The sequence below is a fragment of the Stenotrophomonas sp. GW821-FHT01H02A genome (assembly GCF_059422145.1).
Genome location: NZ_JBWKWI010000004.1, coordinates 323,834 through 350,625, shown reverse-complemented (window position 1 = coordinate 350,625; position 26,792 = coordinate 323,834). Strand labels below are relative to the sequence as shown.

The window sequence follows — 26,792 nt, the reverse complement described above, 5'->3', positions numbered from 1 at the left end:
GATACGGGAAGACGGGCCGCGCGGGTCGCGGCGGCCGGGAGGGAAACGGGACGCGCACGCGCCCGCAGGGCCGGGCCGGAGCCCAGCACCTGCCGGCCGCGCGCGACGGCGCGGAGAATCAGCGCTTGCCGCCCACTTCGATGAAACGCAGGAACTCGGCGCGGGTGCGCGCGTCCTCGCGGAAGCTGCCCAGCATCTTGGAGGTGACCATGCTGACGCCGCGCTTGTGGATGCCGCGGGTGGTCATGCACTCGTGCGCACCTTCCACCACCACGCCCACGCCGACCGGCTGCAGGACGTCCTGGATGCACTGGGCGATCTGCGCGGTCATCTTTTCCTGGACCTGGAAGCGGCGCGCGTACGCCTCGACCACGCGGGCCAGCTTGCTGATGCCCACCACCTTGCCGGCCGGCAGGTAGCCGACGTGCACGCGGCCGATGATCGGCGCCATGTGGTGTTCGCAGTGGCTTTCGTACTCGATGTCGCGCAGCACGATCAGTTCATCGTAGCCGGCCACTTCCTCGAAGGTCCGCTCCATGTAGGCGCGCGGGTCGTCGCGGTAGCCGCTGAACCAGTCGCCATAGGCTTCGGCGACGCGGCGCGGGGTATCCAGCAGGCCTTCACGGGTCGGATCTTCACCGGCCCAGCGCAGCAGGGTGCGCACCGCCGATTCGGCCTCGGCCTGGGTGACGGGGTTGGCGTCGTTGTCTTGCTTGCTCATTACATACAGCACCCGAAGGGGGGCGAGCATCGTACCCGACAGACCCCTCGGGCGTCCTGCGCCGGGGCACCCGGGCCGGGCCGGCGCAGGCGTTCATTGGGCCGCGGTTGTGCCCTGGGTATTGATAGGAGACGAATTAGTAGTATCCTACCTATTCTGATGAACCGATCCCTCGACGAACGCACCCAGCTGCAGATGCAGCTCAGTTCCGGCCTGCTGTATGCAGGGCGGCAGTGGCAGCGCCTGGCCGACCAGGCCCTGGGCAGCTACGGCATCTCGGCCGCCTGCACCATGCCGCTGTTGATGATCGGGCGCGCCGGTGGCGGGATCCGCCAGGTGGCGCTGGCCCACCAGCTGGGCATGGAAGGGCCGTCGCTGGTGCGCCTGCTGGACAAGCTGGCCGCCAGCGACCTGGTCCGCCGCGAATGCGACGCCAGCGACCGCCGCGCCAACCTGCTGTGGCTGACCGACAAGGGCGAGGCCCTGGTCAGCGAGCTGGAGACGCAGTTGATCGGGCTGCGCCAGGACGTGTTCGGCGAGCTGTCCATGGATGAACTGCGCACCGTGCTGAAGCTGTGGCAGCTGCTGGCCGACGCTGCCGACCGCGTGACGTAAGCCTGTTCCCCCGTTGTACCGCCCGGTGTCGTCGCTCGACGCCGGGCGATCCCCTTTCCGCTCCCCTGCGAATCCTTTGCCTCGATGTACGGTGAATTCAGTCTCTATGGTGTGTTTGTCCCGACCCTGCTCGGGTTGATGCTGCTTGCCTACCTGCTCAAAAGCGGGTTGCGCGTGGTCCTGCAGCGCACCGGCGCCTACCGCCACATCTGGCACCCCGCCCTGTTCAACCTGGCCGTGTACGTGATCGTGCTCGGCGGGTTGTTTTCCCTGATGCGTTGGATGCAATCGTGAACAAGATCCTCAAGCAGACATTTCCGGTCGTGTTGACCGTCGTGGCCGTGCTGGCCGCCGTGCTGGTGCTGCGCCACCTGTGGGCGTACTACATGGACGAGCCATGGACGCGCGATGCGCACGTCAGCGCTGACGTGGTGCAGGTGGCGCCGGATGTGTCCGGGCTGGTGGAAGCGGTGAAGGTCGCCGACAACCAGCCGGTCACGCGCGGTGAAGTGCTGTTCGTGGTCGACCGGGCGCGCTATGAGATCGCGCTGGAGCAGGCCCAGGCCGCGCTGGGCGAACGCCGTGCCACGCTGGACCAGCTGCGCCGCGAGATCGCGCGTGACCGCAGCCTGCAGGACCTGGTCGCCGCCGAGGACGCCGAAGTGCGCCGCGCCAAGCTGCTGGCCGCGCAGGCCTCGATGGCCACCGCACAGGCCGCCGTCGACCTGGCCAAGCTCAACCTGGCCCGCACTGAAGTGCGCAGCCCCAGCGATGGCCACGTCAACGACCGCACCGTGCGTGCCGGTGACTACGTGACCGCCGGGCGCCCGGTGATGGCCGTCCTCGATACCGGCTCGTTCCGCGTGGATGGCTACTTCGAAGAGACCCGCCTGCAGGGCGTGCATGCCGGCCAGAAGGTCGATATCCGCCTGATGGGCGAAGCGCAGCCGCTGCAGGGGCATGTACAGAGCATCGCCGCCGGCATCGAAGACCGGTACCGCAGCGAGGGCAGCAGCCTGCTGCCGAACGTGACCCCGGCCTTCGACTGGGTGCGGCTGGCCCAGCGCATCCCGGTGCGCATCCATATCGACCGCGTGCCGGCCGGGGTCAACCTGATCGCCGGGCGTACCGCCACCGTCACCATCCAGCCGGACACCGCCCCGGCCACGCCGGCGCAACCGGCACGGACGGCGCTGTGAACCGCCCGGCGCTGCACCGCATCGCGCTGGGGCTGGCGCTGACCACGCTGGCTGCGTGCCGCACCGTCGGGCCGGACTACGCGGTGCCGGCCGGGTCCGCCTTCCAGCGACCGGAGGCGAATGCCGCGTTCCTGGACACCGGCAACCCGCAGGTCGCCGCCGGCGCCGAGCTGCCGGCACGCTGGTGGGAGCTGTACCAGGACGACACCCTCAACGCGCTGGTGCAGCAGGCGCTGCGCGACAACGTGGAACTCAAGGTGGCCGATGCCAACCTGCGCCGCGCCGCCGCCGTGTACGAGCAGGCGCTGGATGCCGGGGGGTTCGAATACGAGGCCGAGGCCGGGGTGAGCCGCGCGCAGCTGTCGGCCGAATCATTCCTGCTTGAACACGAACTGCCGCCGATCAACCTGGCCGACGGCAAGTTCGCGGTGTCCTACCAGTTCGATCTGTTCGGCAAGCTCAAGCGCGCCTCCGAAGCCGCGCATGCCGACGAGCAGGCCACCGCCGCCGCGATGGACCTGGCGCGCGTATCGCTGGTCGCGCAGGTGGCCGGCAGCTATGTCGACATCTGCCACGCCAACCACGAACTGCATGTGGCCGAGCACTCGCTGCAGCTGCAGCAGCGCAGCCGCGAGGTCACCCAGCGCTTGATCACGGCTGGCCGCGGCACCCCGCCGGAGCTGGCCCGCGCCAACGCCCAGGTGGCGATGCTGCAGGCCGCGTTGCCGCCGCTGCGCGCGCACCGCCAGGCCTCCGAATACCAGCTGGCGGCCCTGCTCGGCCGCACCCCGGGCCAGCTGCCCGACGGCGTGAGCGAGTGCAGCCAGGCCCCGACCCTGGCGCAGGCATTGCCGATCGGCGATGGCCGCGCGCTGCTGCAGCGCCGCCCCGACATCCGCCAGGCCGAGCGCAAACTGGCCGCCGCCACCGCGCGGATCGGCGTGGCCACCGCCGAGCTCTACCCGGACATCCGCCTCGGCGCCTCGGTCGGCGCGGCCGGCCTGCTGGAAGATTTCGGCACGCCGCTGACCCAGCAGTGGTCGATCGGCCCGCTGATCTCCTGGACCCTGCCCTCCTCCGGTACGCACGCGCGCATCCATGCCACCGAAGCCGGTGCCGATGCCGCGCTGGCCGAGTTCGACCACAGCGTGCTGCAGGCCCTGCGCGAAACCCAGACCGCACTCAGCCGCTATGCCCAGGACCTGCAGCGCCTGCAGTTCCTGCAGCAGGCGCAGCAGCAGGCCGACCTGGCCGCCAGCCAGAACCGCCGCCTTTACCAGGGCGGGCGCACGCCTTATCTGGCCAGCCTGGACGCGGACCGCAGCCTGGCCAGCGCCGATGCAACGCTGGCCGAAGCCCAGGCGCAGGTCTCGCGCGACCAGATCCAGTTGTTCCTGGTGCTCGGCGGTGGCTGGAACGCCGACGCCGTCGCCACCGGCACGGCCGCGAGGTAAGCCATGCTGCTGCTGGACAGACAGGCCTGGTTGTTCTCGGTCAAGACCTTCCTGGCGGCGCTGGCAGCGCTGTACATCGGGCTGGCCGGCAATCTCTCGCGCCCGTACTGGGCGATGGCCACGGTCTACATCGTGACCCAGCCGATGCTGGGCCCGACCCGTGCCAAGGGCGCCTACCGCATCCTCGGCACGCTGATCGCCGGCGCGGCCACGCTGTGGATGCTGCCGCACCTGGTGGAAACCCCGCTGCTGCTGAGCGCGGCGATGTCGCTGTGGCTGTCCACCTGCCTGTTCATCGCCCTGCTCAACCGTGGCCCCCGCGGTTATGCCTTCCTGCTGGCCGGCTACACCACCGCCTTCATCGGCTTCCCGGCGGTGACCTCGCCGGACACCATCTTCGACACGGTGGTCGCACGCAGCGAGGAGATCATCCTCGGCACGGTGGTGGCGGTGCTGTTCGCCTCGCTGTTCTTCCCCGCCTCGGTACGGCCGATGCTGCGCTCGCGGATCGGCAGCTGGATGGGCGATGCCGCCGATTGGTGCCGGCAGATCCTCTCGCGCGGCCACGCGCACGGCCCGCGCAACCGCCTGGCCGCCGATCTGGTCCAGTTCGAAGCGCTGATCGAGTTCATGCGTCGCGACGACCCGCGCCATGCCGGTGCGGCGGTCTCGATGGAGCGGCTGCGCGAGCGCATGCTGCTGATGCTGCCGGTGCTGTCTTCGATCGCGGACCGGTTGGGTGCGCTGCGCGCGGGCGGCCGCGCGCTGCCGCCGGGGCTGGAACCCTTGATCGCCGATCTGGCGCAGTGGCTGGAAAAGCCCGGTCGGTCCAGTGCCGGCACCTATGCGACGCTGCGCGCGCGCATCGTCGCGCTCAAGCCGGCGGTGGATGGCGAGCTGGATCATCTGCTGCTGGTGACCCTGCTGCTACGCCTGGAAGAGCTGGTCGACCTCTGGCAGGACTGCACCACCCTGCATGCCGCCATCGATGCCGGCACCGCGCCCAGCGCTACCGCGCACTACCGCGTGCGTACCCAGCGCGTGGATCACGTGCGGCATGTGGACTACGGCATGGCGCTGTTCTCCGCCGCCAGTGCCGGCGTGGCGCTGATGGCGTACTGCGTGCTGTGGATCGGGCTGGGCTGGGAAGGCGGTGGCAACGGGGCGATGATGGCCGCGGTGGCCGCTGCGTTCTTCGCCGCGCAGGATGATCCCGCGCCGAGCATGCTGTCCTTCCTGCTCTGGGCCATCGTCGCCAGCCTGGTGGCCGGCGTGTATCTGTTCGGGATCTTCCCGGCGGTGCACGACTTCGGCAGCCTGGCCCTGGTGCTGGCGGTGATCTTCCTGCCGCTGGGCCTGCTGCTGCACCGGCCCAAGACCGCGTTGATCGGCCTGCCGCTGACGGTGAACCTGGTGGCGCTGCTGAACGTACAGAACACCTACAGCGCCAACATCCAGAGCTTCATCAACTCGGCCGTGGCGATGTTCATCGGCATCGGCTTTGCGGTGGTGATGACCCGGCTGTTCCGCTCGGTGGGTGCCGAGTGGACCGCGCGGCGGCTGGTGCGGCAGGGCTGGACCACGCTGGCCGATGCGGCCGAGGGCCGTGGCCAGCAGGACCGCCAGCAGTTCGCCGCGCGCATGCTCGATCTGCTCGGCCTGCTCGCACCGCGCCTGGCGGCCACTCCGGAAGGCAGCGACATCGCCTCGGTGGACATGCTCACCGAGGCGCGCATCGGCCTGAACATCCTGCAGCTGCGCCGCTCCCGGCACGGCCTGCCGCCGGCCAGCGTGGCCGCGATCGAGGCCATCCTGGACGACGTCGCCGCGTACTACCGCGCGCAGGTGGCCAAACGCCGCCCGCTGCCGGCACCGCCTGGGCTGCAGGCACGGCTGGAGGCCTCGCTCAAGCGCGTGCAGACCGTCGAGGCGGGCAAGGCCCGTGACGAGGCCCTGATGGGGTTGATCGGGCTGCGCTATGCGCTGTTCCCCGAGGCACCGGTGATCGACGCCGCCGCCGACCCCGCCGCGGCACCACCGGGCCTGCCGGCGCCGCGCTGAACCGGCCCCGGCGCGCGCCGGCCGGTCCGCGCCGATCAGGGCTATCCTGACGCATGCATTTGCGCATGGATCAAGGTGATTTCCGATGAGTTACGACCTGATGGTGTTCGACCCCGCCGTCGCCCCGCGCGAGGCCGAGGCCTTCCTGCAGTGGTACGACGCGCAGACCGAGTGGAACGAGACGCACGACTACGACGATCCGGCCGTGTCGGTGCCGGCGCTGCAGGCGTTCTTCGCCGCGCTCGCCGAGCATTACCCGCCGATGGACGGTCCGCTGTCCGATGAGGAAGACGACCGCCCGGAAGTGACCGACTACAGCATCGGCCAGCACGTGGTCTACGCCTCGTTCGATGACGAGGTGGCCGAGAACGCGCACGGCCTGGTGCAGGTGCTGGCCAACACCCACCAGCTGGGCTTCTTCGATGTCAGCGGTGACGGCGCCATCGTGTTCCCCGATGGCACCGTGGTGATTCCGGAGTAAGACCGGACACGGGGCTAGAACAACTGCCCCTGGGCCGGCGCCGTCACGACGGCGTCGGCCACTGCGTTCCCTTGGGTGCCCTGCAGGCGTGCGGCCAGGCCCGACAGGCGGCTGGCGTGCCGCGCCAATGCGGCCTCCAGCACCTCCGCACTGCCCAGCACATGCAGCGCCTGCCGCGCGCGGGTCATGCCCGTATAGATCAGCTCGCGCGACAGCACGCGATTGTCGCGTCGCGGCAGCTGCAGCCAGACCTCGTCGAACTCCGATCCCTGCGCCTTGTGCACGGTCATGGCGAACGCGCTTTCGTGCGCCGGCAATGCACCCGGGTGGAAGCCACGTGGCTGATCCGGCGTTTCGCCGGGGAACCACGCGGTCACGCTGCCGTGGCGATCGATCAGGCAGATGCCGATGTCGCCGTTGAACAGGCGGTGCCGGTAGCTGTTCTCGGTGATCAGCAGCAACCGGCCGTGGAAATAGCCCGGCGCCATGCCCGGCCGTGGCACGCCGGCCAGCAGCGCTTCGATACGCGCATTGAGTCCACGCGCACCCTGCGGGCCTTCGCGCACGGCGGTGAGCAGGCGGATGCGGCTGGCATTGGCCAGCGCCTGACCGGGATCAGCGGCTTCGCCAAGGCCACGCCAATGCCCGAGCAGCTGCTCGCGATGATGCTGCAGCGGATCGCTCTGGTCCTCGTGGAACTGCACGCCGGCCAGGGTGCCGACGCGTAGCAGGGCAAGCGCAGTGGCACTGTTGCCGTCGCGCACGGCGTGCGCCAGCGGCGCCAGGTCGAGCGCGTCGGTCTGCCGGTACCCCCGCTGCAGCTGCACGCGCCGGCCAGCGAAGCGGCGTGGCGGTGCCAGCGGTTGCAACGCATCGGCAGCAAGCAGCACGCGCAGGGCCTGGGCATCGTCGGCCTGGGTGCCCAGACCGTCGCCACTGGCGCGCAGGATGGCACTGAGCACATCGCCCGCTTCCACCGAGGGCAGCTGGTCCGGATCGCCGAGCAGCACCAGCCGGGTGCCATCGGCGACCGCCTCGACCAGCTTGGTCATCAACGGCAGATCGATCATCGAGGCTTCGTCCACCACCACCACGTCATACGGCAGCGGGTTGTCGGCGTGATGGCGGAAGCGTGGTGAATCCGGGATCACCCCGAGCAGGCGATGCAGGGTGGTGCCGGTACTCGGCATCGCATCGCACAGCGCCGGTGCGATGCCGACCAGGCGCAGCCGCTGCACGGCCAGGCGCAGGCTCTCGGCCATGCGTTCGGCGGCGCGCCCAGTGGGCGCGGCCAGCGCGACCCGTGGCAGTGACTGGTCGGCCTGCACCGCCTGTGCGGCAAGCAGCACCAGCAGCCGGGCGATGGTGGTGGTCTTGCCGGTGCCGGGGCCGCCCGTCACCAGCACCAGCGGATGGCGCAGGGCGACGGCCGCGGCGCGGGCCTGATGATCGATCCCGTCGCGGGCCTGCGGGAACAGCTGGCCGAACAGCGTGGCCAGGGTACCGGGATCGGCTTCGGGCAGCGGATGCGTGGCGATGCGCTGCAGGCCGTGCGCCAGCCGACGTTCGTATTCGCGGTAGCGACGCAGATATAGCAGGCCGTTCTCCAGCACCAGCGGTGCATCGCCAGCGACCACGTCCTCTGCGCCGGGCACCTCCACCCACGGCGACGCCTGCAGCTGCGCCAGCCACGCGTCGGCTGAGGGCCAGTCGACATCGGCCTCGGTCAGGCGCTGCGGCTGGGTCGGATCCAGACCGGCGTGCCCGTCCGAGACCGCCAGCGAGGCCAGGGCGGCCCCGACCAGCACCGCATCGGGCGTGTCAGGGCGCAGCCGGCGCAGGCTCTGCGCCAGGGCATGGTCGAGCGTGCGCAGGACGTTGCCACGGTACAGCGTGGTGAGCAGGCTCATGCCTCCCCCCGTGCGCGCGCGGCCATGCGTGCCTGGGCGTGCTCGCCGCCGGCGAACAGGGCATCCAGCGCATCGACCAGGGCCGGATCGAAGCGATGCGCATACAGACCCGGGCTGTCGTCGCGGCCAGCATCCAGGCCGCGGCAGAACAGATAGCGGATACCGCCCATGTCGCGCGCATAGTCGTACTGCGCGCCCAGCCGGAAGCGCAGCCAGCGGTGCAACGCGACGGTGTAGATCAGCGCCTGCAGGTCGTATTCGCTGTGCTGCATGGCGCTGGCCAGCCGGGCCGCGTCGTAGCCGGGCAGGCGATTGGATTTGTAATCGAGCACGTACCAGCGGTCCGCACGCACGTAGGTGAGATCGATCTTGCCGGTCATCAGGCCCTCCAGCCGCCGGCGGGTGCCGAAACCATGGCGGTCACGCACCAGCCCGTGCGCGTGCAGCAGGCTCAGCAGCGCTGGAACCGCGGTCGGCTGCATCGCGAAGTGGAATTCGATCTCGGCACGGCGTGCATCGGCGGGCAGGTCGTGCAGTGCGCCGCCTTCCGGCAAGGGCACGGTCAGGGTCTGGCCGACCAGCCCGGTCAACGTGGCCACGCCATCGTCCAGGTCTTCCTCGGGATAGCCTTCCGCGCGCAGCGAGGCACGCAGGATCTCGGCTTCCTCGCCGGGTGCGGTCTCGCCGGCCTGCCAGCCGCCCCACTGCGCGAAGTCGGTGTTTTCCAGCGCATCGTGCAGCACATTGCCGAAGCGGCTGCCCATGAAGCGCGGGTCGCTCTCTTCGCTGGCCACGGCCGGTTGTTCTGCTTCCAGGCTGAGGTCCACGCCGGCCGGTTCGTCGGCCGCAGGGGCCGGCACTTCGGTGGCGGCGGCGTCGGTGTCGTGGCCCGCATCGGCGTGCGCCAGCTGGGTGAAGCTGTACACCCACCAGTCGTGCGGCACGCGGCGGGTCAGCGCGCGGACCGGCGGCAGTTCGCCGTCCCGCTCGAACACGAGCTGCGCCGGGCGGGCGTCCACCGGACCGTCGATCACGGCGATGTCCGGGTGGTCACGCAGCGCCTCCAGGTTCGACAGCATCGGTGCCAGGCGGGTCTTCGCCAGCCCCGCCAGATCACCGGCGGCGATCCACAGCGCATGCTCGGCGCGGGTCAGCCCGACGTAGAGCAGGCGCGCATCTTCGGCGTCCTGTTCCTGCGTGCTGCGCGTGCTGGCCGCATTCCAGCTGTCGTCCTTGTCCAGTTTCCAGTGCAGCTCGCGACGGCCGTTGGCGTACACCGTGCAGTGGGCCTCGGTGTTGGGCGCGCCGCCACCGATGCCGACGAACGGCAGGAACACCAGCGGATACTCCAGCCCCTTGCTCTTGTGCAGGGTGATGATCTGCACGCGGCGCGCATCCGATTCCAGGCGCAGCAGCTGCTGCTCGTCGTTCTGGTCGGCATGCGCCATCTGCACCTGCAGCCAGTCGAGCAGGCCGTGCATGCCCAGCGTCTGCCCGGCCGCCTGCTGCAGCAGTTCGCCCAGCTGCAGGTAGTTGGTCAGGCGGCGCTCGCCATCCAGCAGGCCCAGCAGGCGCTCGGCATGTTCGGCGCAGAGATCGGCGATCACTGCGAACGGGCCGCCGCGCTGCCAGCGCTCACGCCATTCGAGCAGCCGCACCTGGAAGGAGCGCTGCGCATCCCCTTCGCGCTCCAGCGCATCGATCGCCCCGGCGTCTTCGCCGAGCAGCACGGTCGACAGCGCGGCGCGCAGCCGTCCTTCATCGGCCGGCTGCAGCAGCGCCAGCAACAGCAGGCGCAGGTCGTGCGCTTCGGGCGTGGCGTACAGGCTCTGCTTGCCCGCGGCGACGGCGGGAATGCCTACCGCGCCGAGCGCCTGCTGGATGCGCGTGGCCTCCTTGTGCGAGCGCACCAGCACCGCGATGTCGCCGGGTTGCACCGGCACGTCGCGCAGCAGCGCGCGCCCTTGCCGGGCTTCGCTGAGGATCTGGTGGATCGCGGCCACACAGGCATCACTGGCCTGCTGCCGCGAAGGATCGGCCTTGAGGTCGCCGCCCTCGGTGTTGTGCAGCACGCGCACGGTCAGGCCAGGTGCCGGGATACCGTCGCGCAGGAAATCCGCATCCACGCGGGTGCTGCCGGGGTGTACCGGTTCGAAGGCGATGTCGGCTTCGAGGAAGGCGCGCTCACCGGCGTTGGCGTACAGCGCTTCGATCGCGTGCAGCACCGCCGGACGCGAACGGAAGTTGCGGTCCAGCGCGGGCGCTGCGTCGGCCTGGCGCTTGGCCTTGAGGTAAGTGTGGATATCGCCGCCGCGGAAACCGTAGATCGCCTGCTTGGGGTCGCCGATCAGGAACAGCGCCGGTGCCAGCCCTGCCGCGCGGGTCTCCTCCGAATCGCCGAACACGCGCTGGAAGATGCCCCACTGGCGATCATCGGTATCCTGGAATTCGTCCACCAGCGCGATCGAATACTGCGCGCGCAGCTGCTGCACCAGGGTGGCGCGGTGCGGGCCGTCGAGGGCATCGGCAACGCCATCGATCAGGTCATCGTAGGTCTGCACGCGGCCGATCCGCTTCAGCTCGGCCAACCGCGCACGCGCTTCGTCGCGCAGATCATGCAGGAACGCGGTGGCCTGCTGGCGCAGCCACTGCTCGCGCGCATCGGCGGCATGCCACCAGCTCTGCAGGGCATCGAACAGTGGCGAGGCCGGGCATTGACCGTCCATCCCTTCCTTGCAGAAGGCCAGCAGCTGCACCGGCAGCAGCTTGCCCAGGTGGCTCTTGTCGCCGCGCGGCCAATGCTGTGCGCTACGTCCGGCCAACAGCTCACCGAAGGCCTTGTCGAAGCTCGGTCGTTTCGCGCGGCGGCCGTCGAAGACCTTGCGGTCGAAGGCCACGGCGATCTGCGCCTGCGCGTCTTCGGCGTGGGTCTGGATCGCCTCCGCCAACGCCGCCGCGGTGAGCCGCAGGTGCGGCGCAGGATCGTCAAAGCTGTGCGTGGGCCGCGCTGGCAGCAGCGGCAACGGCTTGATCAGCGTGGACAGATCGCCTGCGAGCGCCTCGGGTGAGGACCACAACCAGGTCAGCGCATCGACCGTGGCCGGGTCGTTGGCGTGCACGCGCCACAGGTCGGCGGCAAGCGCCTCGTGCAGCTCGCGCTCGCTTGGCAGCAGGGTCGGCGGATCGAAGGTGTGCCCGCTCTCCAGCGCATGTTCGCGCAGTACGCGGGTGCAGAAGCCGTGGATGGTGAAGATCGAGGCGAGGTCGATCTCGTCGGCGGCGGTCTGCAGCCGGCGTGCCAGCGCGGCGGGTGTTTCTTCGCCCAGGGCGAGCTGGCGGTGCAGGATCACCCGGGTCAACGCAACCTCCGGGCCGTCCTGTTCGCTCGGCGCGCGCTCCACCAGTTGCGCGGCCAAGGCCAGACGCTCGCGGATGCGCTTGCGCAGTTCCTGCGTCGCGGCGTCGGTGAAGGTGACAGCCAGGATCTGGCCGATGCGCCAACCCTTCTCCACCACCAGCCGGGTGAACAGCGTGGCCAGGGTGAAGGTCTTGCCGGTGCCGGCGCTGGCCTCGATCAGGCGCACACCCTCCAGCGGCAGCGCCAGGTAGGGATCGTCGAGCAGATGCTGGTCGGTCATCTCAGGGCTCCTTCCTCGTCGAAGCCCGGGAACACCCGGCCTTCGCGCACCGCGGTGAACACCACAAAGCTGTTGTGCAGCAAGTGCCGGTAACTGTCGGCACTGGCAAAGGGATCGTGGCCGCGCAGGGCGAGCTGGTAGCCGGCACCGGTGGACTCGCCCCAGGTGCGGTCGCTGCCGTGCCATTTGGCGCGGCCCTCGGCTTCGCGCTTGGCTTCGGCCGCGGTGTACAGCACCCAGCCGGTGGACGGACCGTACAGCAATGGCGCGCGCAGGCCTTCGGCGCGCAACTGCAGCAGGCGACGCAGCACCTGCTGTGCGCGCGCGGCGTCCAGCGGCGGCAGCGTGTGCGGGCCAAGTCCGTCATCGCCTGCGTCGTGGAACTGCACCAGCGGCACTGCATCGCCGGCGGCATTGGCCAGCAGCCAGTCCAGGCCCTGGCGGATCGCGGCGCGGCCATTGAGCGGGCCCGGGCGCAGGCGGACCAGGCCGTGCGGATGCACTCCGTCCACGCGGCCGTGCAGGCGCAGCCCGTCGATATCCACCTCGTAGCGGCGGCTGTCGGCCGCGGTACCGGCCTGCCACTGGGCCAAGGCCTGGGCGTAGGGCTCGGTCTGTGCCTGCAGCAGCGCGAACTGCCGTTCGCCCAGGACGCCGGAGGGCAGCAGCGACCGCGCACGCAGCCGCGGGTAAAGCGGCGTGGCGTCCTCGCCGAGGGTCGCCTCGATCACCGCCTGCTGCAGCAGCACGGTGTCACCGCCGCGCACGGCCATCACCAGCGGCTCGACGTCGTCGGCGTTGTCCACGTCATCGGGCAGGCGCAGACCGAGCCGTTGCGAGAGGAACTGGCTGGCCGGATCGGTGAGGAAGCGGCGCAGTGCATCCACGCTCAGCTCGGGCTCGGCAGCACCGCTGTCCATCGGCGGCAGCGGCGTGGCGAACCACGGCGCCAGCGCGCGACGTGCGCCGCCGAGCGAGCCGGCGGCCGGGTGCCATTGCCGGCGGTAGCTGAAACGCCGCGGCTCCTCGCCCCCGCCGAACGCGGCCGGAGCGAACGGCTGCAGCGAATGCCGCACGATCATCCTGCGCGCTGCCGCCGGGGGATCCAGGTGGTACTCGGCCGCGGCATCGATCAGCTCGCTGACCAGCACCGAGGGCTCGCGCACGCTGCCGTCGCGCGGATCAGCGCCCAGGTAACTCAGGTAGAACACGTCCTGGGCCGAGGCGAACAGCTGCAGGAACAGGAAGCGGTCATCCTCGCGCAGCGAGCGGTCGCCATGCCGGCGCTTGTCAGTGCCCAGTTCGGCGGTGAGCTGGTTGAGCCCGGCGGCCGGGTCGCGGCGCGGGAAGTCGCCATCGTTCAAGCCAAGCACGCAGATCACCCGGAACGGCAGCAGGCGCATCGGCACCATCCGCCCGAAGCTGACGCCGCCGGTCAACAGCGGTGCACGCGTATCGGCCTGGGCAAGCACGCCGGCGAAATGGGCGCGCAACACCTCCGGCGGCACGTCGCCCTGGAAGCCGGCGGTATCGGCATCGCGGGCGAACTCGTTGATCAGTTTGCGCAGGCGCTCCAGCGCGCGCTGGCTGTTGGCGGCCTGCGGTGGTTCCGGCAGCAGGGCATCAAGCAGGGCCAGCAGGCGCTTCCGCCACTCGCCGGGGGACATCACTTCGCCCAACGCCTTCTGGTAGCGCGCCAGCACCCGCAACAGGCCAAGCAGGCGATCCAGCGCATCCAGCGCACTGCCTTCCAGCTCCGGCCATGGCGCGACCCCGGCGATGTCGCCGTCGCTGCCGCTGGCGTGACCCAGCAGCAGGCGATCGAGCGCGAACTGCCAGGTAAAGGCATCGTCGACCGGCGCCTGGTGCTGGCCGCGGTGGGCCGCATCCAGGCCCCAGCGCGCGCCGGCCGCCTGCAGCCAGTCGTGCAGGCGGTCGAACGCCGCCGCATCGAGCCCAGCGGCTTCGGCCAACGGTGCGCTGGCGAGCAGGTCGAGCACTTCGTTCAAGCCGAAGCGCGAGACCGGCAACCCGAGCAGGTGCACGAACACGTCGGCCAGCGGCTCGCCGGCCAGCGGACTGGTGTCGGCCAGCGCGTACGGAATGTGGTCGTCACCCCCGCTGCGGCCGCCGAACACCGCTTCCAGGTATGGCACGTAGGGATCGATGTCCGGTGCCAGCACCGCGATGTCGCGCGCCTGCAGCGGCGGATCGAAGCGCGGGTCCTGCAGCAGGCCGCGCAGCTGGTCATGCAGCACCTGCAGTTCGCGCAGGCGGGTGTGGCAGGCATGCACCTGCAGGCTGGGATCGTCGTAGCGCAGACCGTCGCGCAGCTCACCGGCCGGCTGCCCGCGGCGGTGGAACAGATCGCGCTGCAGGCGGTGCAGCAGGCTGTCGGACAAGCCGCCCTCGGCCATGTCCGGCCGTGCATCCTCTTCGGGGTCATCGTATGCGGCGATCTCGCCCGAAGGGTGCACGACCTCGTAGCTGCCCAGCACCGCCATGAAATCGCGACCCGCCGCGCCCCAGGCCTGCAGCAGGCGGTTCTCGCCCGCGGCCTCCCCGAACGGATCGGGCGCGCCGCTGCGCAGCTTTTCGCCCAGGGTCTGCAGATCACCCCAGTAGGCCTGGGTCGGTGTGGGCAGATAGAAATGCATCGTGCCGACCCGCGCCTGGGTCGCCATCACCCGCAGCACGTCCGGGGAGATGTTGAGCGTGGCGAAGGCGAACACGCGCGCCGGCAGGCCCTGCGGCAGCGGCTGCCCGGCGCCCTCGAAGCGGGCCAGATAGGCATCGATGCGGCGCGCACGGTACTGCTTGCCCCCGGCGATGCGCCGCCACAGGATCGCCTGTGGGTCGTTGGGGGCCGCGCCCGCCTCCCAGCGCAGCAGCCAATCGCGGCGCCAAGCCTGGTACTTTTCGAAGACCGAGGCCAGCTCGGCCGCCAGCGCCCACGGCTTGAGCGGATCGGCCGAGGACAGGTACGCCTGCAGAGCGGCCATCGGCGGCTGCGCCATCAACGCCGAGTCGCGCAGGGCGGCGTACAACTGCCAGCGCAGGCCCTCGGCGTTGAGATCGCCCTGTTCGCCGGGCACGTTGGCATTGAGGGCGCGGGCGACCAGCTCACCCGGCGTGAGGAACTCCAGGTTGGCGGCAATGCCATACTCGGCCGCCAGGGTCGACTGCAGCCAGCGGCGCATCGCGACCTGCGGGATCAGCACCACCTCCGGCACCAGGATCGATTGGCCCGGCACCGGCGTGCGCAACGTCGTGGCCAGCAGCGCAGCCAGCACATCGAGCGAATTGGAGTGGTACAGGCGGAAGTCTGAAGCAGCGTCGGTCATCGCAGGAGTGTGCCGCAGCCGGCGCGCGAACGCAGCGCTGCGGCTGTCTGGAAAAGGAAAAGGCGCTGGCCGGCACCGGCCCGACACGCTGTGTTGCAACTGACGGCATGGCCGCCCCGGCGCCGCCCTCACCCACCCGTGCGACAATACTGCACGGTCCAGTTCGGTTATGTTCAGCCGTTCACCACGATCTTACAACGTTGGAATTTTGTTAATGGCGCCCATGACGGTTTCCGAAGAGAGTCTGGTGCAGTTGTCCAACGTCCGCATTGACCGCGGCGGGCGTACGATCCTGCGCGACGTTTCGCTGACCGTTCCGCGCGGCAGCATCACCGCCGTGCTCGGCCCGTCGGGCAGTGGCAAGTCCACGCTGCTGGCCGCACTGACCGGCGAGCTGCGCCCGGTCGCCGGCAACGTCACCCTGTTCGGCCAGCCGATTCCGACCGGCGCACGCGCGCTGTTGGAGATGCGCAAGAGCGTGGGCGTGCTGCTGCAGGGCAATGGCCTGCTGACCGACCTGACCGTGGCCGAGAACGTGGCGCTGCCGCTGCGCACCCACACCCGGCTGCCGACCGCGGTGCTGCGCCGCCTGGTGCAGATGAAGCTGCACGCGGTGGGCCTGCTGGCCGCCGCCGATGCCTGGCCACGCGAGCTGTCCGGCGGCATGGCACGCCGTGTCGCGCTGGCCCGCGCGCTGGCGCTGGACCCGCCGCTGATGATCTACGACGAGCCGCTGACCGGGCTGGACCCGATCGCCTCGGGCGTGATCATGAGCCTGATCCAGCGCCTCAACCACAGCCTGGGGCTGACCAGCATCATCGTCAGCCACCATGTGCACGAGACCCTGCCGATCTGCGACCAGGTGATCGCGATCGCCAATGGCGGCATCGTGTTCCAGGGCAGCCCGGCCGCGCTCGAATCCAGCCAGGACCCGCTGCTGCGGCAGTTCCTGCATGGTGAGCCGGACGGCCCGATCCCCTTCGATGCCGCCCCCCGTGCGAGGGTTGCCTGATGCCGTTCGTTGATGCCACCCGCTCGCTCGGTCGCGCCGGCCTGTTCTCGCTGACGGTGCTGCGCGGCTCGCTGCCGACCGCCGATTTCCTGTCCGAGCTGACCCGCGAGATCTACAAGATCGGTGCGCGTTCGCTGCCGATCATCGCCGTGGGCGGTGCGTTCGTCGGCCTGGTGCTGACCCTGCAGGGCTATCGCACGCTGACCACCTTCGGCGCCGCCGATGCGTTGTCCACCCTGCTCGGCCTGTCGCTGTACCGCGAACTGGCCCCGGTGCTGACCGCGCTGCTGTTCATCGGCCGCGCCGGCAGCTCGATCGCCGCCGAACTGGGCCTGATGCGGGCCACCGACCAGATCAAGGCACTGGAACTGATGGCGATCGACCCGGTCGCCAAGGTCGTGGCCCCGCGCTTCTGGGCCGCGGTGCTGACGGTGCCGCTGCTGACCGGCATCTTCTGCTCGCTGGCGATCAGTGCCAGCTACTTCGAGGCCGTGCATGTGCTCGGCCTGGACAACGGGGTGTTCTGGTCGGCGCTGAGCAACAGCGTGGACTTCTGGGACGACTTCGGCGTGGCGATGCTCAAGTCGGCGATCTTCGGCGGTACCGCTGCCCTGGTCGCGTCCTATGTCGGTTTCCATGCCGAACCCACCATCGAGGGCACCTCGGTCGCCACCACGCGTGCGGTGGTCAACGCCTCGCTGCTGGTGCTGGTCTTCAACTTCGTGCTGTCGGCAATGATGTTCCAGTAGGTACCGACCGTTGGTCGGTACGCCTCTTCGGTACGCAAAGACTTCCCGCCCGGACACCTGTCCAGGCACCTGACAAAGAACAGTGAGATATCCCATGGCCATCCGCGGTCCCAGACTCGAATTTTCCGTCGGCGCGTTCCTGCTGCTGGCGCTGGCCTCGCTGCTGGTGCTGGCCGTGGCCTCCACCAATCAACGGTGGGGCACCGGTGGCAGCGGCTACGAACTCAAGGCGCGCTTCACCCAGATCGGCCAGCTGCGCAAGCAGGCGCCGGTCAAGATCGGCGGGGTGACCATCGGCCAGGTCTCGGGCATCGAACTGGATCCGCAGAAGTTCGACTCGATCGTGACCCTCAAGCTCGACGGCAAGTTCAAGGACCTGCCCGCCGATACGTCGGCCGGCATATTCACCAGCGGTTTGCTTGGCGAGAGCTATATCGGACTGCAACCGGGCGGTGATCCGGATGTGCTCAAGTCCGGCGACGAGATCGTCTTCACCCAGCCGGCGGTGGACCTGCTCCAGCTGGTCGGCAAGTACATGTTCAGCGGTCCGGCCAACACCGGTGGCGCTGACTCCCATGATGGCAACGGCGCGCCCGCGCCTGCAACGGAACCGCAACCATGAAAAAGACCCTGATCCCGGCGCTGCTGGCCTCGGCCCTGCTCGCCGCCACGCCCTCGCTCTCTTTCGCCCAGGCCGCTCCGGCCGCCGCCGCCGCCGCCGCCCAGCAGGGCCAGGCCAGCAAGGCGGTGATGGACGCCAGCACCCGCATCCTGACCTCGCTGCAGCAGCGCCGCACCGAGTTCCGGGCCAACCCGCCCGTGCTGCGTGACTTCATCAACAGCGAGCTCAACAAGACCTTCGACCGCGACTACGCCGCCCGCCTGGTGCTGGGCGTGCACGGCCGCGGCGCCTCGGATGCCGACGTCAAGCTGTTCGCCGATGCGATGGCCGACAACCTGATGCAGCGCTACGGTTCGGCCCTGCTCGAGATCCAGGGCAAGCCGACCTTCCGCCTGAAGAGCGAGTCGCCGCTGCCGGGCAACCGCGGCGTGCGCGTGTCCACCGAGCTGATCCGTGCCGGCAACGAGCCGACCCCGGTCGACTACCTGATGCGCAACGTCAACGGCCAGTGGAAGATCTTCGATGTGATGATCGAAGGCATTTCCTACGTGCAGACCTTCAAGACCCAGTTCGACGCCCCGCTGCGCCAGAAGTCGATCCAGCAGGTGGCCACCGAACTGCGCAACGGCAGCATGCAGGCCGGGCAGGCCCCGCGTGGCAAGTAACAGCGCCAGCGTGCAGCGCAACGGCACCTCGCTGGTGTTCAGCGGGGTGCTCGACCGCGCGGCGGTGACGGCCCTGTGGCCCTCGCTGACCGCGCTGGACGGCGTGCAGCAGGTGGATCTGGCGGCGGTGAGCGGGCTGGACAGTGCCGGTCTGGCGCTGCTGGCCGAGCTGGCCGCACGCCTGCGTGCAACCGGGACCCCGCCGACCATCATCGGCCGCCCGGACGGTTTCACCGACCTCAGTGCCGCCTACCGGCTGGCACCTTCCCTGGATTTCCATGCCCTTCCTGCGGCGAGCTGACATGAACGTCATACGCACCCTCCCCCTCCTCGTGCTGGCGCTGGCCTTGAGCGCCTGTGCCGGCAAGCCCGCACGCGACAGCGCACCCGCCAGCGTCGAGGTCGCCCCTGCGGCGGCACCGGTGGCCGATGTGGCCGACGCGCCCGCCGTACCGGCCGAGGCCGTTGCCGACACCCCGGCCCCGGCCGCGCAGGCCGCTACCGACCCGGCAAGCGCACCGGCCACGGCCGGCACCGCGCCGACCAATGCAGAGGACGACTTCGCCGCGCTGTACGGCGGCCCGGCCCCGACCGCCGACGGCACCGGACCCAGCGGTACCCCGTACGATCCGTGGGAACCGTTCAACCGCAAGGTGCACAGCTTCAACAACGTGGTCGACCGGGCGGTCGCACGGCCGCTGGCGGTGGCCTACACCAATGTGGTGCCGCGCTTCGCCCGCACCGGCGTGAGCAACTTCTTCAGCAACCTGCGTGCGCCGGTGACGATCACCAACCAGCTGCTGCAGGGCCGTCCGGATGATGCCTGGGACAGCTTGGGCCGCTTCCTGATGAACACCACGCTGGGTATCGGCGGTCTGTTCGATCCGGCCAGCAAGGCCATGGTGCCGCACCGCAAGGAAGATTTCGGCCAGACCCTGGGCACCTGGGGCTGGCGCCGTTCGCGTTATGTGGAACTGCCGTTCTTCGGTCCGCGTACCGTGCGCGATGTGTTCGGCCTGGCCGGCGACATGCCGCTCTCGCCGATCCGCACGATCGAAGAGGACAAGATCCGCATCGGCCTGCAGGGCCTGCAGCTGGTGGACACGCGTTCGCAGCTGCTGGCGGTCGACGACATGCGCGCCAACGCCGTGGACGAGTACTCGCTGGTCCGCGATGCCTGGCTGCAGCGCCGCAACTACCAGATCGAGAACGACCTGCGCGGCAAGCATGCGCGCGGCAAGGACGATCCGGACGCGCCGATCCCGGTCGATGCGATGCCGATGCCGAGCTGGGGCAACTGATCCCCACGAAAAAGCCCCGCTCAAGCGGGGCTTTTTTTTGTTCCCGGGTCAGCCGATCAGGCGGCCAGCGCGGCGTCGATCGCGGCCACCAGGCGGGCGTCATCGGCCGGCACGTCCGGGGCGAAGCGGGCGATGACCTGGCCGTCGCGGCCGATCAGGAATTTCTCGAAGTTCCACAGCACGCCCGGGGCGGCGTTGACCACCAGCTCCGGATACTTGGCCACGGCGCCCTGCAGCTTTTCGCGCATCGGGCCTTCGCCGGTGGCGGTCGGCTGGGCGGCGGTGAGTTGCTGGTACAGCGGATGGGTGTCCTCACCGGCCACGCTGATCTTGGCGAACATCGGGAAGCTGACGTTGTATTCCAGCTGGCAGAACTGCTGGATGTCCGCTTCGCTGCCCGGCTCCTGGGCCAGGAAGTTGTTGGCCGGGAAGCCCAGCACTTCCAGGCCGGCGGCCTGCTTGTCGGCGTACAGCGCCTGCAGGCCTTCGTACTGCGGGGTCAGGCCACACTTGGAGGCGACGTTGACCACCAGCAGCACCTTGCCGCGGTAATCGGCCAGCGAGGTCGGCTGGCCTTCGATGGTGGTGACGGGAATGTCGTAGACGGTCTGGCTCACTGCAGGTTCCTTGCGTTGGATCAGGGGAGGCACAGCATAGCCGTGCCGGAGAGACGTCAGTCGACGCAGATCGTGCCCAGCGTCACGCCGCCATCGATGCGCTGGCGGCAGCCGAAGTTCTGGCTGACATCGCGCTGGCAGACGCCACGCGCGGCCGTTCCCGGTGCGGCATCGCCGGTGGCCAGGCACTGGCCGCTGCAGTCGGCCTTGGCGCTGCAGACCTTGCCGGCATCGGCGTAAGGCACCACGCACTGCACGCGCTGCAGGCGACCCAGTGGCTGCAGGCTGCCACCGGCGGCGGTGCATTCGGCGGCGCTCGGCGTGGCGGGCGTGGCCGCGGTGGTATCGACAGGCGGTGTGCTGCTGCACCCGGACAGGGCGAACAGGAGGGACAGCATCAGGGTCAGGCGCATGGGCGGTTCCTTGAAAGGTTGAAGGCGGCAGGGAAAGGATGTGCCGCGCAGCATGCGTGACCGCATGCATGCAGGGCGTCGGCGTCGGCGTTTACTCCTGCGCGGTGCTGGTGTCGTCGCCGGCCACGTCCTCGTCCTCGCCGCTCATGTCGCCGAGCAGGTCCTGGGTCTGTTCGCTGCCCAGCGTTTCCACGCTGCGCAGGCGGCGCTCGATGGTGCGGGTCTTGCGGCTGGCTTCGCCGAGGCTGCGCCCGACCGTGCTGATCTGCTTCTCGGCCTTTTCCAGGATGCCGGCGAACTTGCCGAACTCGCTCTTGACCGCACCGAGCAGGCCCCACACTTCACTGGAGCGTTGTTCGATCGCCAACGTGCGGAAGCCCATCTGCAGGCTGTTGAGCAGCGCGGTGACCGTGGTCGGGCCAGCCACCACCACGCGGTGGTCGCGCTGCAGCAGATCGATCAGGCCGGGGCGGCGGATCACTTCGGCATACAGGCTTTCGGTGGGCAGGAACATCACCGCGAAATCGGTGGTGTGCGGCGGGGCGATGTACTTGTCGCAGATCGATTTGGCCTGGATGCGGATCGCCCGCTCCAGCTGCGCGCCCTGCACGCGTACGCCGTCGACATCCCCCTGCTCCTGCGCATCGAGCAGGCGCTCGTAATCCTCGCGCGGGAACTTGGAATCGATCGGCAGCCAGACCGGCGTGTCTTCGTGGCCGCGACCCGGCAGGCGCACCGCGATATCGACGATCTCGTTGCTGTCCGGGCGCACTTTGACGCCGCGCCCGTACTGTTCCTGGGTGAGCGTCTGCTCGAGGATGTTGTCCAGCTGCACTTCGCCCCAGCTGCCGCGGTTCTTGACGTTGGTCAGCACGCGCTTGAGGTCGCCCACGCCGGTCGCCAGCTGCTGCATTTCACCGAGGCCGCGCTGGACCTGCTCCAGGCGCTCGGAGACCAGCTGGAACGAAGCACCCAGGCGGGTTTCCAGCGTGGTCTGCAGCTTCTCGTCCACGGTCACGCGCATCTGGTCGAGCTTTTCGGCGTTGTCGCTCTGCAGGCTCTTGAGCTGCTGCTCCAGCGTGGCGCGCATCTCGCCGATGCGCTGCTCGTTGCGCTGGGTCATCTCCTGCAGGCGCAGGCCCAGCGATTCGGCCAGGCGCTGCTGCGACTGCCCGGTTTCCTCACGGCCCAGCCGTGCGTCGTCGGCCAGGGCCTGGCGCAGCGCCGCCATGTGGCTGTCCGTGCGCTGCTGGCTGAGCGTGCTTTCCTCACGCGCTTTGCGCGCGTCTTCGCCGAGCGCGTCGCGCAGCAGGTCCAGGCGCTGGTCGGTGCGGGTGGACAGATCGGTCAGCGCACGCGCGAAGCTTTCCAGCCGGGCATCCTGCTGGCGGCCCAGGCCTTCGAGCTGCTCGCGCAGTTCGCTGCGGCCGATCCGCGCTTCCTCGCGCAGGCTCTGTTCAAGGTCGCCGTGGCGGGAACGCCGCAGCAGCACGAGCAGCTGCAGCACGAGGACGGCACACACCAGGCCGCCGAGAATGAGGAATTCGGTTTGCATGCGGCAAGTGTAGGCCGCGGCGGTCTCATTGGCTGCGCCGGGGTGCGGCCGGGGACGGCTTACAGGTGGGTGAACACCTGGTCCTTGGGCAGGCGCGACTTGGGCAGGTCGGCATTGAAGTTGGCCTCGCTGCCGTAGCCAAGCGCGACAAGCACCACGCTGGTCAGCCCGCGCTCGCCCAGGCCCAGTTCGGCATCCAGCACCTGTGCGTCGAAGCCTTCCATGGGGGTGGCGTCGATGCCGTGCACGCCGGCCGCCAGCAACAGCGTCCCGAGGGCCAGGTAGGTCTGCTTCTGCATCCAGTGCTGGACGTCGCCCAGCGTGTGGCGGTGCAGGTCCACGTAGTGGTGCAGCGCACCGCGCTGGCCTTCGCGCGCTTCCGGCGTGGGATAGCGGCCGTCCGCGGTTTCCTGCTCGATCACCTGCGACAGGTGCGCATCGTCGATGCCGGTGCGGGTGGCGAACACGATCACATGCGAGGCATCGGTGATCTTGGCGGTGTTGTAGGGCTGGTTCGGCTGGGTGGCGCGCGCGATGCGGGCACGCGCCTCGTCAGTGCCGGCAACCAGGAAATGCCAGGGCTGCGAGTTCACCGAGGACGGCGCGTGGTGCAGCACGTCGAGCAGATCGTGCATTACCGCCGGCGGCAGCTTGCGGGCCGGATCGTAGGCCTTGGTGGTGTGGCGGCGACGGGCCACCGGAGCGAGGGTCATGTGCGGGTAATCCATGGGGGCGGGAAAGGTCAGAAACCTTCGAGGACGAGCTTGCCGCGCGCGCGGTGGCTCTCGATCAGCGCGTGGGCCTGGCGCAGGTTGGCGGCGTTGATGCGGCCGAAGTGCTCGCCCAGCGTGGTACGCAGGACGCCGGTATCGATCAGCGCGGCAACGCGTTCGAGCAGCTCGTGCTGGCGCTGCACGTCGGGGGTGTTGAAGCTGGAGCGGGTGAACATCGATTCCCAGTGCAGCGACAGGCTCTTGCGCTTGAGCGCCATCACATCGAGCTGGCCCGGGTCATCGATCAGCGCCAGCTGGCCCTGCGGGGCGAGCACGCTGACGATCTGGTCGTAGTGCTGGTCGGTATGGGTCAGGCTAGCGACGTGGCTCACCTCGGTGATGCCCAGGCGCTGCAGGCCTTCGCCCAGCGGCTGGGTGTGGTCGATCACATGGTGTGCGCCCAGCGCGTAGACCCAGTCCTGGGTATCCGGGCGCGAGGCAGTGCCGATCACGGTCAGGCGGGTCAGCTGGCGGGCCAGCTGGACCAGGATCGAGCCGACGCCACCGGCCGCGCCGATCACCAGCAGGGTCTGCCCTTCACCACCGTTCTCGGGGATGCGCAGGCGGTCGAACAGCAACTCCCAGGCGGTGATCGCGGTCAACGGCAGTGCAGCGGCCGCGGCGTCATCCAGACTGGCCGGCTTGTGCCCGACGATGCGCTCATCCACCAGCTGGTACTCGGCGTTGCTGCCGGCGCGGGCGATCGCGCCGGCATAGAAGACCGCGTCGCCGGGCTGGAACAGCGTCACCTCGTCACCGACCGCGTCCACGATGCCGACCGCGTCGAAGCCCAGCACGCGCGGCCCGGTCACCGCGACGCCGTTGCGGACCTTGGTATCGACCGGGTTCACCGAGATCGCACGGACCTCGACCCGCAGGTCGCGCGGGCCGGGGGTGGGAATCGGCAGGGTGATGTCCACCAGTGCAGTGGGGTCGCTGATCGGCAGGCCATGCTGGGTGTAGGCGACGGCTTTCATCGGGGGCGGATCCGTTGGGGAAGAGGGACAGCGTGCGCTTCACGACGGGACAGAGAAAGGCGCAAAATCGGGCAGCACTTTCACTCCAGGAATGAAAATGGTCCGGTTCGACGACCTTGCCCTGTTCGTCCGCACCGCGGCGCTGGGCAGCTTCTCCAACGCTGCGCGCGAGGCCGACCTGCTGCCCGGCCAGGTCGCGGCGGCGGTGGCGCGGCTGGAGCGCGAACTGGACCTGCGTTTGTTCGTGCGCTCCACCCGCAGCCTGCGCCTGACCGCCGAAGGCGCGCTGTACCTGCCCTGCGCGCAGGAGGTGCTGGCCGCGCTGCGCGAGGGCGAGGCCCGGGTGCGTGGCGAGGATGCCGAGCTGCGCGGCACGCTGCAGGTGGCCGCGCCATCGGATCTGGGCCGCAACCTGCTGCTGCCATGGTTGACCGAGTTCCGCGCGGCGCACCCCAAGCTGCAGCTGCGCCTGCAGTTGTCCGACCAGGTCGCCGATGTGTTCCGCGATCCGGTCGACATCGCGTTCCGCCTGGGCCGGTTCGACAACGCCAGCTATGTGGCCCTGCCCTTGCTGCCCGGCAATCGCCGGGTGCTGGCCGCCTCACCGGACTATCTGGCCCGGCACGGCGCGCCGGACAGTCTGGAGGCGTTGAAGGAGCACCACTGCCTGCTCTATCAACTGGCCGGGCGCGCGTATGACCGCTGGAGCTTCGAGGTCGATGGGCGGCGCACCGTCATCCCGGTGCGCGGCAACATGGTCTGCGACGATGCCGACGTGGTCCGCCGCTGGGCGGTGGCCGGGCAGGGCATCGTGTTCAAGTCGTGGCTGGATGTCTGCGCCGACGTCGAGGCCGGGCGCCTGCAGGTGCTGCTCGATGGCGTGGGCGACAGCCTGCCGTTGAACCTGGTGTGCCCGCACCGCAAGCAGTTCTCGCCGGCGATCCGCCAGCTGCACGCGATGTTCGAACAACGCCTGCAGCCCCTGCTCGCCGGATTGCCAGCCAGCGCGCGCTGACGCTATCGCCCAGCGCGCGGCTGCCGGACAATGCCCGTCCCCCGTTGTCGAGACCGCCGCCATGCCGTGGATGGGCATCCAGGATCTGTGGACCTTCGTCGCTGCCGTGCTGGTGTTCCTGGCGCTGCCGGGCCCAGGCACGTTCACCCTGCTCACCGCCACCGGCCGCGGTGGCGTGCGCGGCGGCTATACCGCCCTGTTCGGGCTGCTGCTGGGCGACCAGATCCTGATGTGGCTGGCGGTAGCCGGGGTGGCCGCGCTGCTCAAGGCCAACCCGCTGGTGTTCCACGCGGTGCAGTATCTGGGCGCCGCCTACCTGGTGTGGATCGGCATCGGCCTGCTGCGCCAGCCGCGCGCGCAGGGTGAGGAAGGCGCAATCCGCCTCACGCCGGGCCACTACTTCCGCCAGGCCGTGCTGATCAACCTGCTCAACCCGAAGGCGATCATCTTCTACATGGCGTTCCTGCCCTTGTTCATCGATCCGGCACGCCACCAGGGCGTGGTGACGTTCGCGAGCATGGCGCTGATCATCTTCGCCATGGGGCTGGCCTACTGCTCGGTGCTGATCGGGGTCGGCAACCTGCTGCGCCGTCGGATTCTCCAGCACCCCCGCGTCGGGCTGTGGCTGAGGCGGGTGGCGGGAGTGTTCCTGGTCGGGTTCGGCGTGCGACTCGGGGTCAGCGGCTGAGATCCTGACCGCGCAGGTAGTCGATGAACACCCGCAGCTTGGGTGCCATCTGCTCCCGCGCCGGGTAATACAGATGGAACCCGGCGAAGGGCTGCTGCCAATCCTGCAGCACGCACTGCAGGCGGCCGGCGGCCACATCGCCGGCGTACAGCGCCTCGAAACCCTGCGCCAGCCCCAGCCCCTTGCGGACCGCCGCCTGGATCAGGCCCGCATCGTTGAACACCAGCCGGCCAGCGACCTCGACCTCGAAGTCGCGCCCTTCGCGGGTGAACTCCCACGCCATCCGCCGGCCCGTGCTGAGCCGGTGCACGATGCACTCGTGCGCGACCAGGTCGGCCGGGGTCGCAGGTACGCCATGCGCGGCCAGATAGTCCGGGGTGGCGACCACTACCTGGCGCTCCAGCGGCCCGATCGGCACCGCGATCATGCCGCGGGCCAGGCTTTCCCCGAGCCGGATGCCGGCGTCGAAGCCGCCGGCGACCAGATCCGTCAGCGCGGTTTCCACGAACAGCTCCACCTCGATCTGTGGATAACGAGCCAGGAAGCCGGGCAGGTGCGGCAGCACCAGCAGCTCGGCGGCGATCCGCGGCACGTTGATGCGCAGCTTGCCGGCGGGCACGTCGCGCTGCTGGTCCAGATCCTCGAAGGCCGCATCGATGCGTGCCAGGCCTTCGCGCACCTGGTCCAGGAAACGGGCCCCCTGTTCGGTCAACCCAACCCGGCGCGTGGTCCGCTGCAGCAACCGCACGCCGAGATGGGCCTCCAGCGCGCGTACGGTCTGCGAGAGCGCCGAGGGCGAGACGCCGAGTTCGTCGGCCGCCCGGGTGAAGCTGGCATGGTGCGCGACGCGGGCGAAGGCCACCACGGCGGGCAGCGGGTGCTGGACAGTCATTGTGAAGGCTGGCTTCAAGGACGATGCAGGAGCAGCCAGTTTATCCACATAGTCAGCAGGAGGATGCTGATCCTGTTTCCCCCTTCCCCT

23 protein-coding genes and 1 pseudogene are annotated in these 26,792 nt (G+C 69.6%); 14 read left to right on the top strand and 10 right to left on the bottom strand.

The genetic code is table 11. The annotated features are described in order from the left end of the window. Positions 1-118: 118 nt before the first annotated feature. Positions 119-721, bottom strand: a complete 603-nt coding sequence (gene folE, locus AC07WC_RS08875; RefSeq protein ID WP_019183982.1) for a GTP cyclohydrolase I FolE — start codon at positions 719-721, stop codon at positions 119-121. Between the two features lie 159 nt (positions 722-880). Here folE and AC07WC_RS08870 point away from each other — a divergent pair, with 159 nt between their 5' ends. The 6 genes from AC07WC_RS08870 to AC07WC_RS08845 all read left to right on the top strand — a co-directional run bounded on the left by AC07WC_RS08870 (position 881) and on the right by AC07WC_RS08845 (position 6,531). Next, positions 881-1,336 (top strand): MarR family winged helix-turn-helix transcriptional regulator, encoded by a 456-nt coding sequence (locus AC07WC_RS08870; RefSeq protein ID WP_088435239.1) that lies wholly within the window; start codon positions 881-883, stop codon positions 1,334-1,336. 84 nt (positions 1,337-1,420) lie between these two features. Continuing rightward, positions 1,421-1,630 (top strand): DUF1656 domain-containing protein, encoded by a 210-nt coding sequence (locus AC07WC_RS08865; protein WP_019183984.1) that lies wholly within the window; start codon positions 1,421-1,423, stop codon positions 1,628-1,630. Beyond that, positions 1,627-2,535, top strand: coding sequence for an efflux RND transporter periplasmic adaptor subunit (locus tag AC07WC_RS08860; protein WP_495209673.1), 909 nt, complete (start codon positions 1,627-1,629; stop codon positions 2,533-2,535). The genes AC07WC_RS08865 and AC07WC_RS08860 overlap by 4 nt, the downstream gene beginning before the upstream one ends. Then, the gene (locus AC07WC_RS08855; RefSeq protein ID WP_495209672.1) at positions 2,532-3,989 is read left to right on the top strand and encodes an efflux transporter outer membrane subunit; all 1,458 of its coding nucleotides are present in this window, start codon (positions 2,532-2,534) and stop codon (positions 3,987-3,989) included. The genes AC07WC_RS08860 and AC07WC_RS08855 overlap by 4 nt, the downstream gene beginning before the upstream one ends. Positions 3,990-3,992: 3 nt before the next feature. Beyond that, positions 3,993-6,050: an FUSC family protein gene (locus AC07WC_RS08850; protein WP_495209671.1), complete on the top strand. Its 2,058-nt coding sequence runs from the start codon at positions 3,993-3,995 to the stop codon at positions 6,048-6,050. Between the two features lie 85 nt (positions 6,051-6,135). Then, a complete protein-coding gene (locus AC07WC_RS08845) occupies positions 6,136-6,531 on the top strand; it encodes a hypothetical protein (protein ID WP_019183988.1) in 396 nt (131 codons plus the stop codon). A 14-nt stretch (positions 6,532-6,545) separates the two neighbouring features. Here AC07WC_RS08845 and recD read toward each other — a convergent pair whose 3' ends face one another. From recD to recC, 3 genes are read right to left on the bottom strand one after another with little or no spacing between them, the layout of a single operon-like run. Beyond that, positions 6,546-8,441, bottom strand: a complete 1,896-nt coding sequence (recD, locus tag AC07WC_RS08840) for an exodeoxyribonuclease V subunit alpha (protein WP_495209670.1) — start codon at positions 8,439-8,441, stop codon at positions 6,546-6,548. Further along, a complete protein-coding gene (gene recB / locus AC07WC_RS08835; protein WP_495209669.1) occupies positions 8,438-12,079 on the bottom strand; it encodes an exodeoxyribonuclease V subunit beta in 3,642 nt (1,213 codons plus the stop codon). Before recB ends, recD begins: the two co-directional genes overlap by 4 nt. Beyond that, positions 12,076-15,423: an exodeoxyribonuclease V subunit gamma gene (gene recC, locus AC07WC_RS08830; RefSeq protein WP_495209668.1), complete on the bottom strand. Its 3,348-nt coding sequence runs from the start codon at positions 15,421-15,423 to the stop codon at positions 12,076-12,078. The genes recB and recC overlap by 4 nt, the downstream gene beginning before the upstream one ends. Before the next feature lie 223 nt (positions 15,424-15,646). Between recC and AC07WC_RS08825 the strand changes: the two genes are divergently transcribed. From AC07WC_RS08825 to AC07WC_RS08800, 6 genes are all read left to right on the top strand, one after another. Next, the gene (locus AC07WC_RS08825) at positions 15,647-16,435 is read left to right on the top strand and encodes an ABC transporter ATP-binding protein (protein ID WP_495209667.1); all 789 of its coding nucleotides are present in this window, start codon (positions 15,647-15,649) and stop codon (positions 16,433-16,435) included. Beyond that, the gene (locus tag AC07WC_RS08820; RefSeq protein ID WP_495209666.1) at positions 16,435-17,184 is read left to right on the top strand and encodes an MlaE family lipid ABC transporter permease subunit; all 750 of its coding nucleotides are present in this window, start codon (positions 16,435-16,437) and stop codon (positions 17,182-17,184) included. Before AC07WC_RS08825 ends, AC07WC_RS08820 begins: the two co-directional genes overlap by 1 nt. A gap of 94 nt (positions 17,185-17,278) precedes the next feature. After that, entirely contained in the window at positions 17,279-17,806 is a 528-nt protein-coding gene (gene mlaD, locus AC07WC_RS08815) for an outer membrane lipid asymmetry maintenance protein MlaD (protein ID WP_019183994.1), read from the top strand. Then, positions 17,803-18,471, top strand: a complete 669-nt coding sequence (locus tag AC07WC_RS08810; RefSeq protein WP_495209665.1) for an MlaC/ttg2D family ABC transporter substrate-binding protein — start codon at positions 17,803-17,805, stop codon at positions 18,469-18,471. Before mlaD ends, AC07WC_RS08810 begins: the two co-directional genes overlap by 4 nt. After that, positions 18,461-18,772 (top strand): STAS domain-containing protein, encoded by a 312-nt coding sequence (locus tag AC07WC_RS08805; protein WP_495209664.1) that lies wholly within the window; start codon positions 18,461-18,463, stop codon positions 18,770-18,772. The genes AC07WC_RS08810 and AC07WC_RS08805 overlap by 11 nt, the downstream gene beginning before the upstream one ends. 1 nt (position 18,773) lies before the next feature. After that, the gene (locus AC07WC_RS08800; protein ID WP_495209663.1) at positions 18,774-19,772 is read left to right on the top strand and encodes an MlaA family lipoprotein; all 999 of its coding nucleotides are present in this window, start codon (positions 18,774-18,776) and stop codon (positions 19,770-19,772) included. Positions 19,773-19,828: 56 nt separating this feature from the next. On the opposite strand, the gene AC07WC_RS08795 is transcribed toward AC07WC_RS08800, so the two are convergent. The 5 genes from AC07WC_RS08795 to AC07WC_RS08775 all read right to left on the bottom strand — a co-directional run bounded on the left by AC07WC_RS08795 (position 19,829) and on the right by AC07WC_RS08775 (position 24,107). Next, a complete protein-coding gene (locus tag AC07WC_RS08795; protein ID WP_046274138.1) occupies positions 19,829-20,389 on the bottom strand; it encodes a glutathione peroxidase in 561 nt (186 codons plus the stop codon). A 56-nt stretch (positions 20,390-20,445) separates the two neighbouring features. Next, on the bottom strand, positions 20,446-20,802 hold the full coding sequence (locus AC07WC_RS08790; RefSeq protein WP_495209662.1) for a hypothetical protein: 357 nt from the start codon (positions 20,800-20,802) through the stop codon (positions 20,446-20,448). Positions 20,803-20,893: 91 nt separating this feature from the next. Continuing rightward, entirely contained in the window at positions 20,894-22,357 is a 1,464-nt protein-coding gene (locus AC07WC_RS08785) for a DNA recombination protein RmuC (protein WP_495209661.1), read from the bottom strand. A gap of 59 nt (positions 22,358-22,416) precedes the next feature. Continuing rightward, entirely contained in the window at positions 22,417-23,070 is a 654-nt protein-coding gene (gene nfsB / locus AC07WC_RS08780; RefSeq protein WP_495209660.1) for an oxygen-insensitive NAD(P)H nitroreductase, read from the bottom strand. A gap of 29 nt (positions 23,071-23,099) precedes the next feature. Then, positions 23,100-24,107, bottom strand: coding sequence for a zinc-binding alcohol dehydrogenase family protein (locus AC07WC_RS08775; protein WP_495209659.1), 1,008 nt, complete (start codon positions 24,105-24,107; stop codon positions 23,100-23,102). Positions 24,108-24,198: 91 nt separating this feature from the next. Between AC07WC_RS08775 and AC07WC_RS08770 the strand changes: the two are divergent. Then, a pseudogene (locus AC07WC_RS08770) lies at positions 24,199-25,166 on the top strand (LysR family transcriptional regulator); the annotation flags it as partial. Between the two features lie 17 nt (positions 25,167-25,183). Further along, positions 25,184-25,810: a leucine efflux protein LeuE gene (gene leuE / locus AC07WC_RS08765; RefSeq protein ID WP_495209658.1), complete on the top strand. Its 627-nt coding sequence runs from the start codon at positions 25,184-25,186 to the stop codon at positions 25,808-25,810. Here leuE and AC07WC_RS08760 read toward each other — a convergent pair. After that, a complete protein-coding gene (locus AC07WC_RS08760) occupies positions 25,800-26,702 on the bottom strand; it encodes a LysR family transcriptional regulator (RefSeq protein WP_495209657.1) in 903 nt (300 codons plus the stop codon). The two genes, leuE and AC07WC_RS08760, sit on opposite strands and share 11 nt — an antisense overlap. Positions 26,703-26,792: the final 90 nt, after the last annotated feature.

What these genes read in the sequence shown, in the direction of transcription:
- folE (WP_019183982.1), bottom strand. Translation starts at nt 721, where the DNA reads ATGAGCAAGCAAGACAACGACGCCAACCCCGTCACCCAGGCCGAGGCC.
- AC07WC_RS08870 (WP_088435239.1), top strand. Translation starts at nt 881, where the DNA reads ATGAACCGATCCCTCGACGAACGCACCCAGCTGCAGATGCAGCTCAGT.
- AC07WC_RS08865 (WP_019183984.1), top strand. Translation starts at nt 1,421, where the DNA reads ATGTACGGTGAATTCAGTCTCTATGGTGTGTTTGTCCCGACCCTGCTC.
- AC07WC_RS08850 (WP_495209671.1), top strand. Translation starts at nt 3,993, where the DNA reads ATGCTGCTGCTGGACAGACAGGCCTGGTTGTTCTCGGTCAAGACCTTC.
- AC07WC_RS08845 (WP_019183988.1), top strand. Translation starts at nt 6,136, where the DNA reads ATGAGTTACGACCTGATGGTGTTCGACCCCGCCGTCGCCCCGCGCGAG.
- recD (WP_495209670.1), bottom strand. Translation starts at nt 8,441, where the DNA reads ATGAGCCTGCTCACCACGCTGTACCGTGGCAACGTCCTGCGCACGCTC.
- recB (WP_495209669.1), bottom strand. Translation starts at nt 12,079, where the DNA reads ATGACCGACCAGCATCTGCTCGACGATCCCTACCTGGCGCTGCCGCTG.
- recC (WP_495209668.1), bottom strand. Translation starts at nt 15,423, where the DNA reads ATGACCGACGCTGCTTCAGACTTCCGCCTGTACCACTCCAATTCGCTC.
- AC07WC_RS08825 (WP_495209667.1), top strand. Translation starts at nt 15,647, where the DNA reads ATGACGGTTTCCGAAGAGAGTCTGGTGCAGTTGTCCAACGTCCGCATT.
- AC07WC_RS08820 (WP_495209666.1), top strand. Translation starts at nt 16,435, where the DNA reads ATGCCGTTCGTTGATGCCACCCGCTCGCTCGGTCGCGCCGGCCTGTTC.
- mlaD (WP_019183994.1), top strand. Translation starts at nt 17,279, where the DNA reads ATGGCCATCCGCGGTCCCAGACTCGAATTTTCCGTCGGCGCGTTCCTG.
- AC07WC_RS08810 (WP_495209665.1), top strand. Translation starts at nt 17,803, where the DNA reads ATGAAAAAGACCCTGATCCCGGCGCTGCTGGCCTCGGCCCTGCTCGCC.
- AC07WC_RS08800 (WP_495209663.1), top strand. Translation starts at nt 18,774, where the DNA reads ATGAACGTCATACGCACCCTCCCCCTCCTCGTGCTGGCGCTGGCCTTG.
- AC07WC_RS08790 (WP_495209662.1), bottom strand. Translation starts at nt 20,802, where the DNA reads ATGCGCCTGACCCTGATGCTGTCCCTCCTGTTCGCCCTGTCCGGGTGC.
- AC07WC_RS08785 (WP_495209661.1), bottom strand. Translation starts at nt 22,357, where the DNA reads ATGCAAACCGAATTCCTCATTCTCGGCGGCCTGGTGTGTGCCGTCCTC.
- nfsB (WP_495209660.1), bottom strand. Translation starts at nt 23,070, where the DNA reads ATGACCCTCGCTCCGGTGGCCCGTCGCCGCCACACCACCAAGGCCTAC.
- AC07WC_RS08775 (WP_495209659.1), bottom strand. Translation starts at nt 24,107, where the DNA reads ATGAAAGCCGTCGCCTACACCCAGCATGGCCTGCCGATCAGCGACCCC.
- leuE (WP_495209658.1), top strand. Translation starts at nt 25,184, where the DNA reads ATGCCGTGGATGGGCATCCAGGATCTGTGGACCTTCGTCGCTGCCGTG.
- AC07WC_RS08760 (WP_495209657.1), bottom strand. Translation starts at nt 26,702, where the DNA reads ATGACTGTCCAGCACCCGCTGCCCGCCGTGGTGGCCTTCGCCCGCGTC.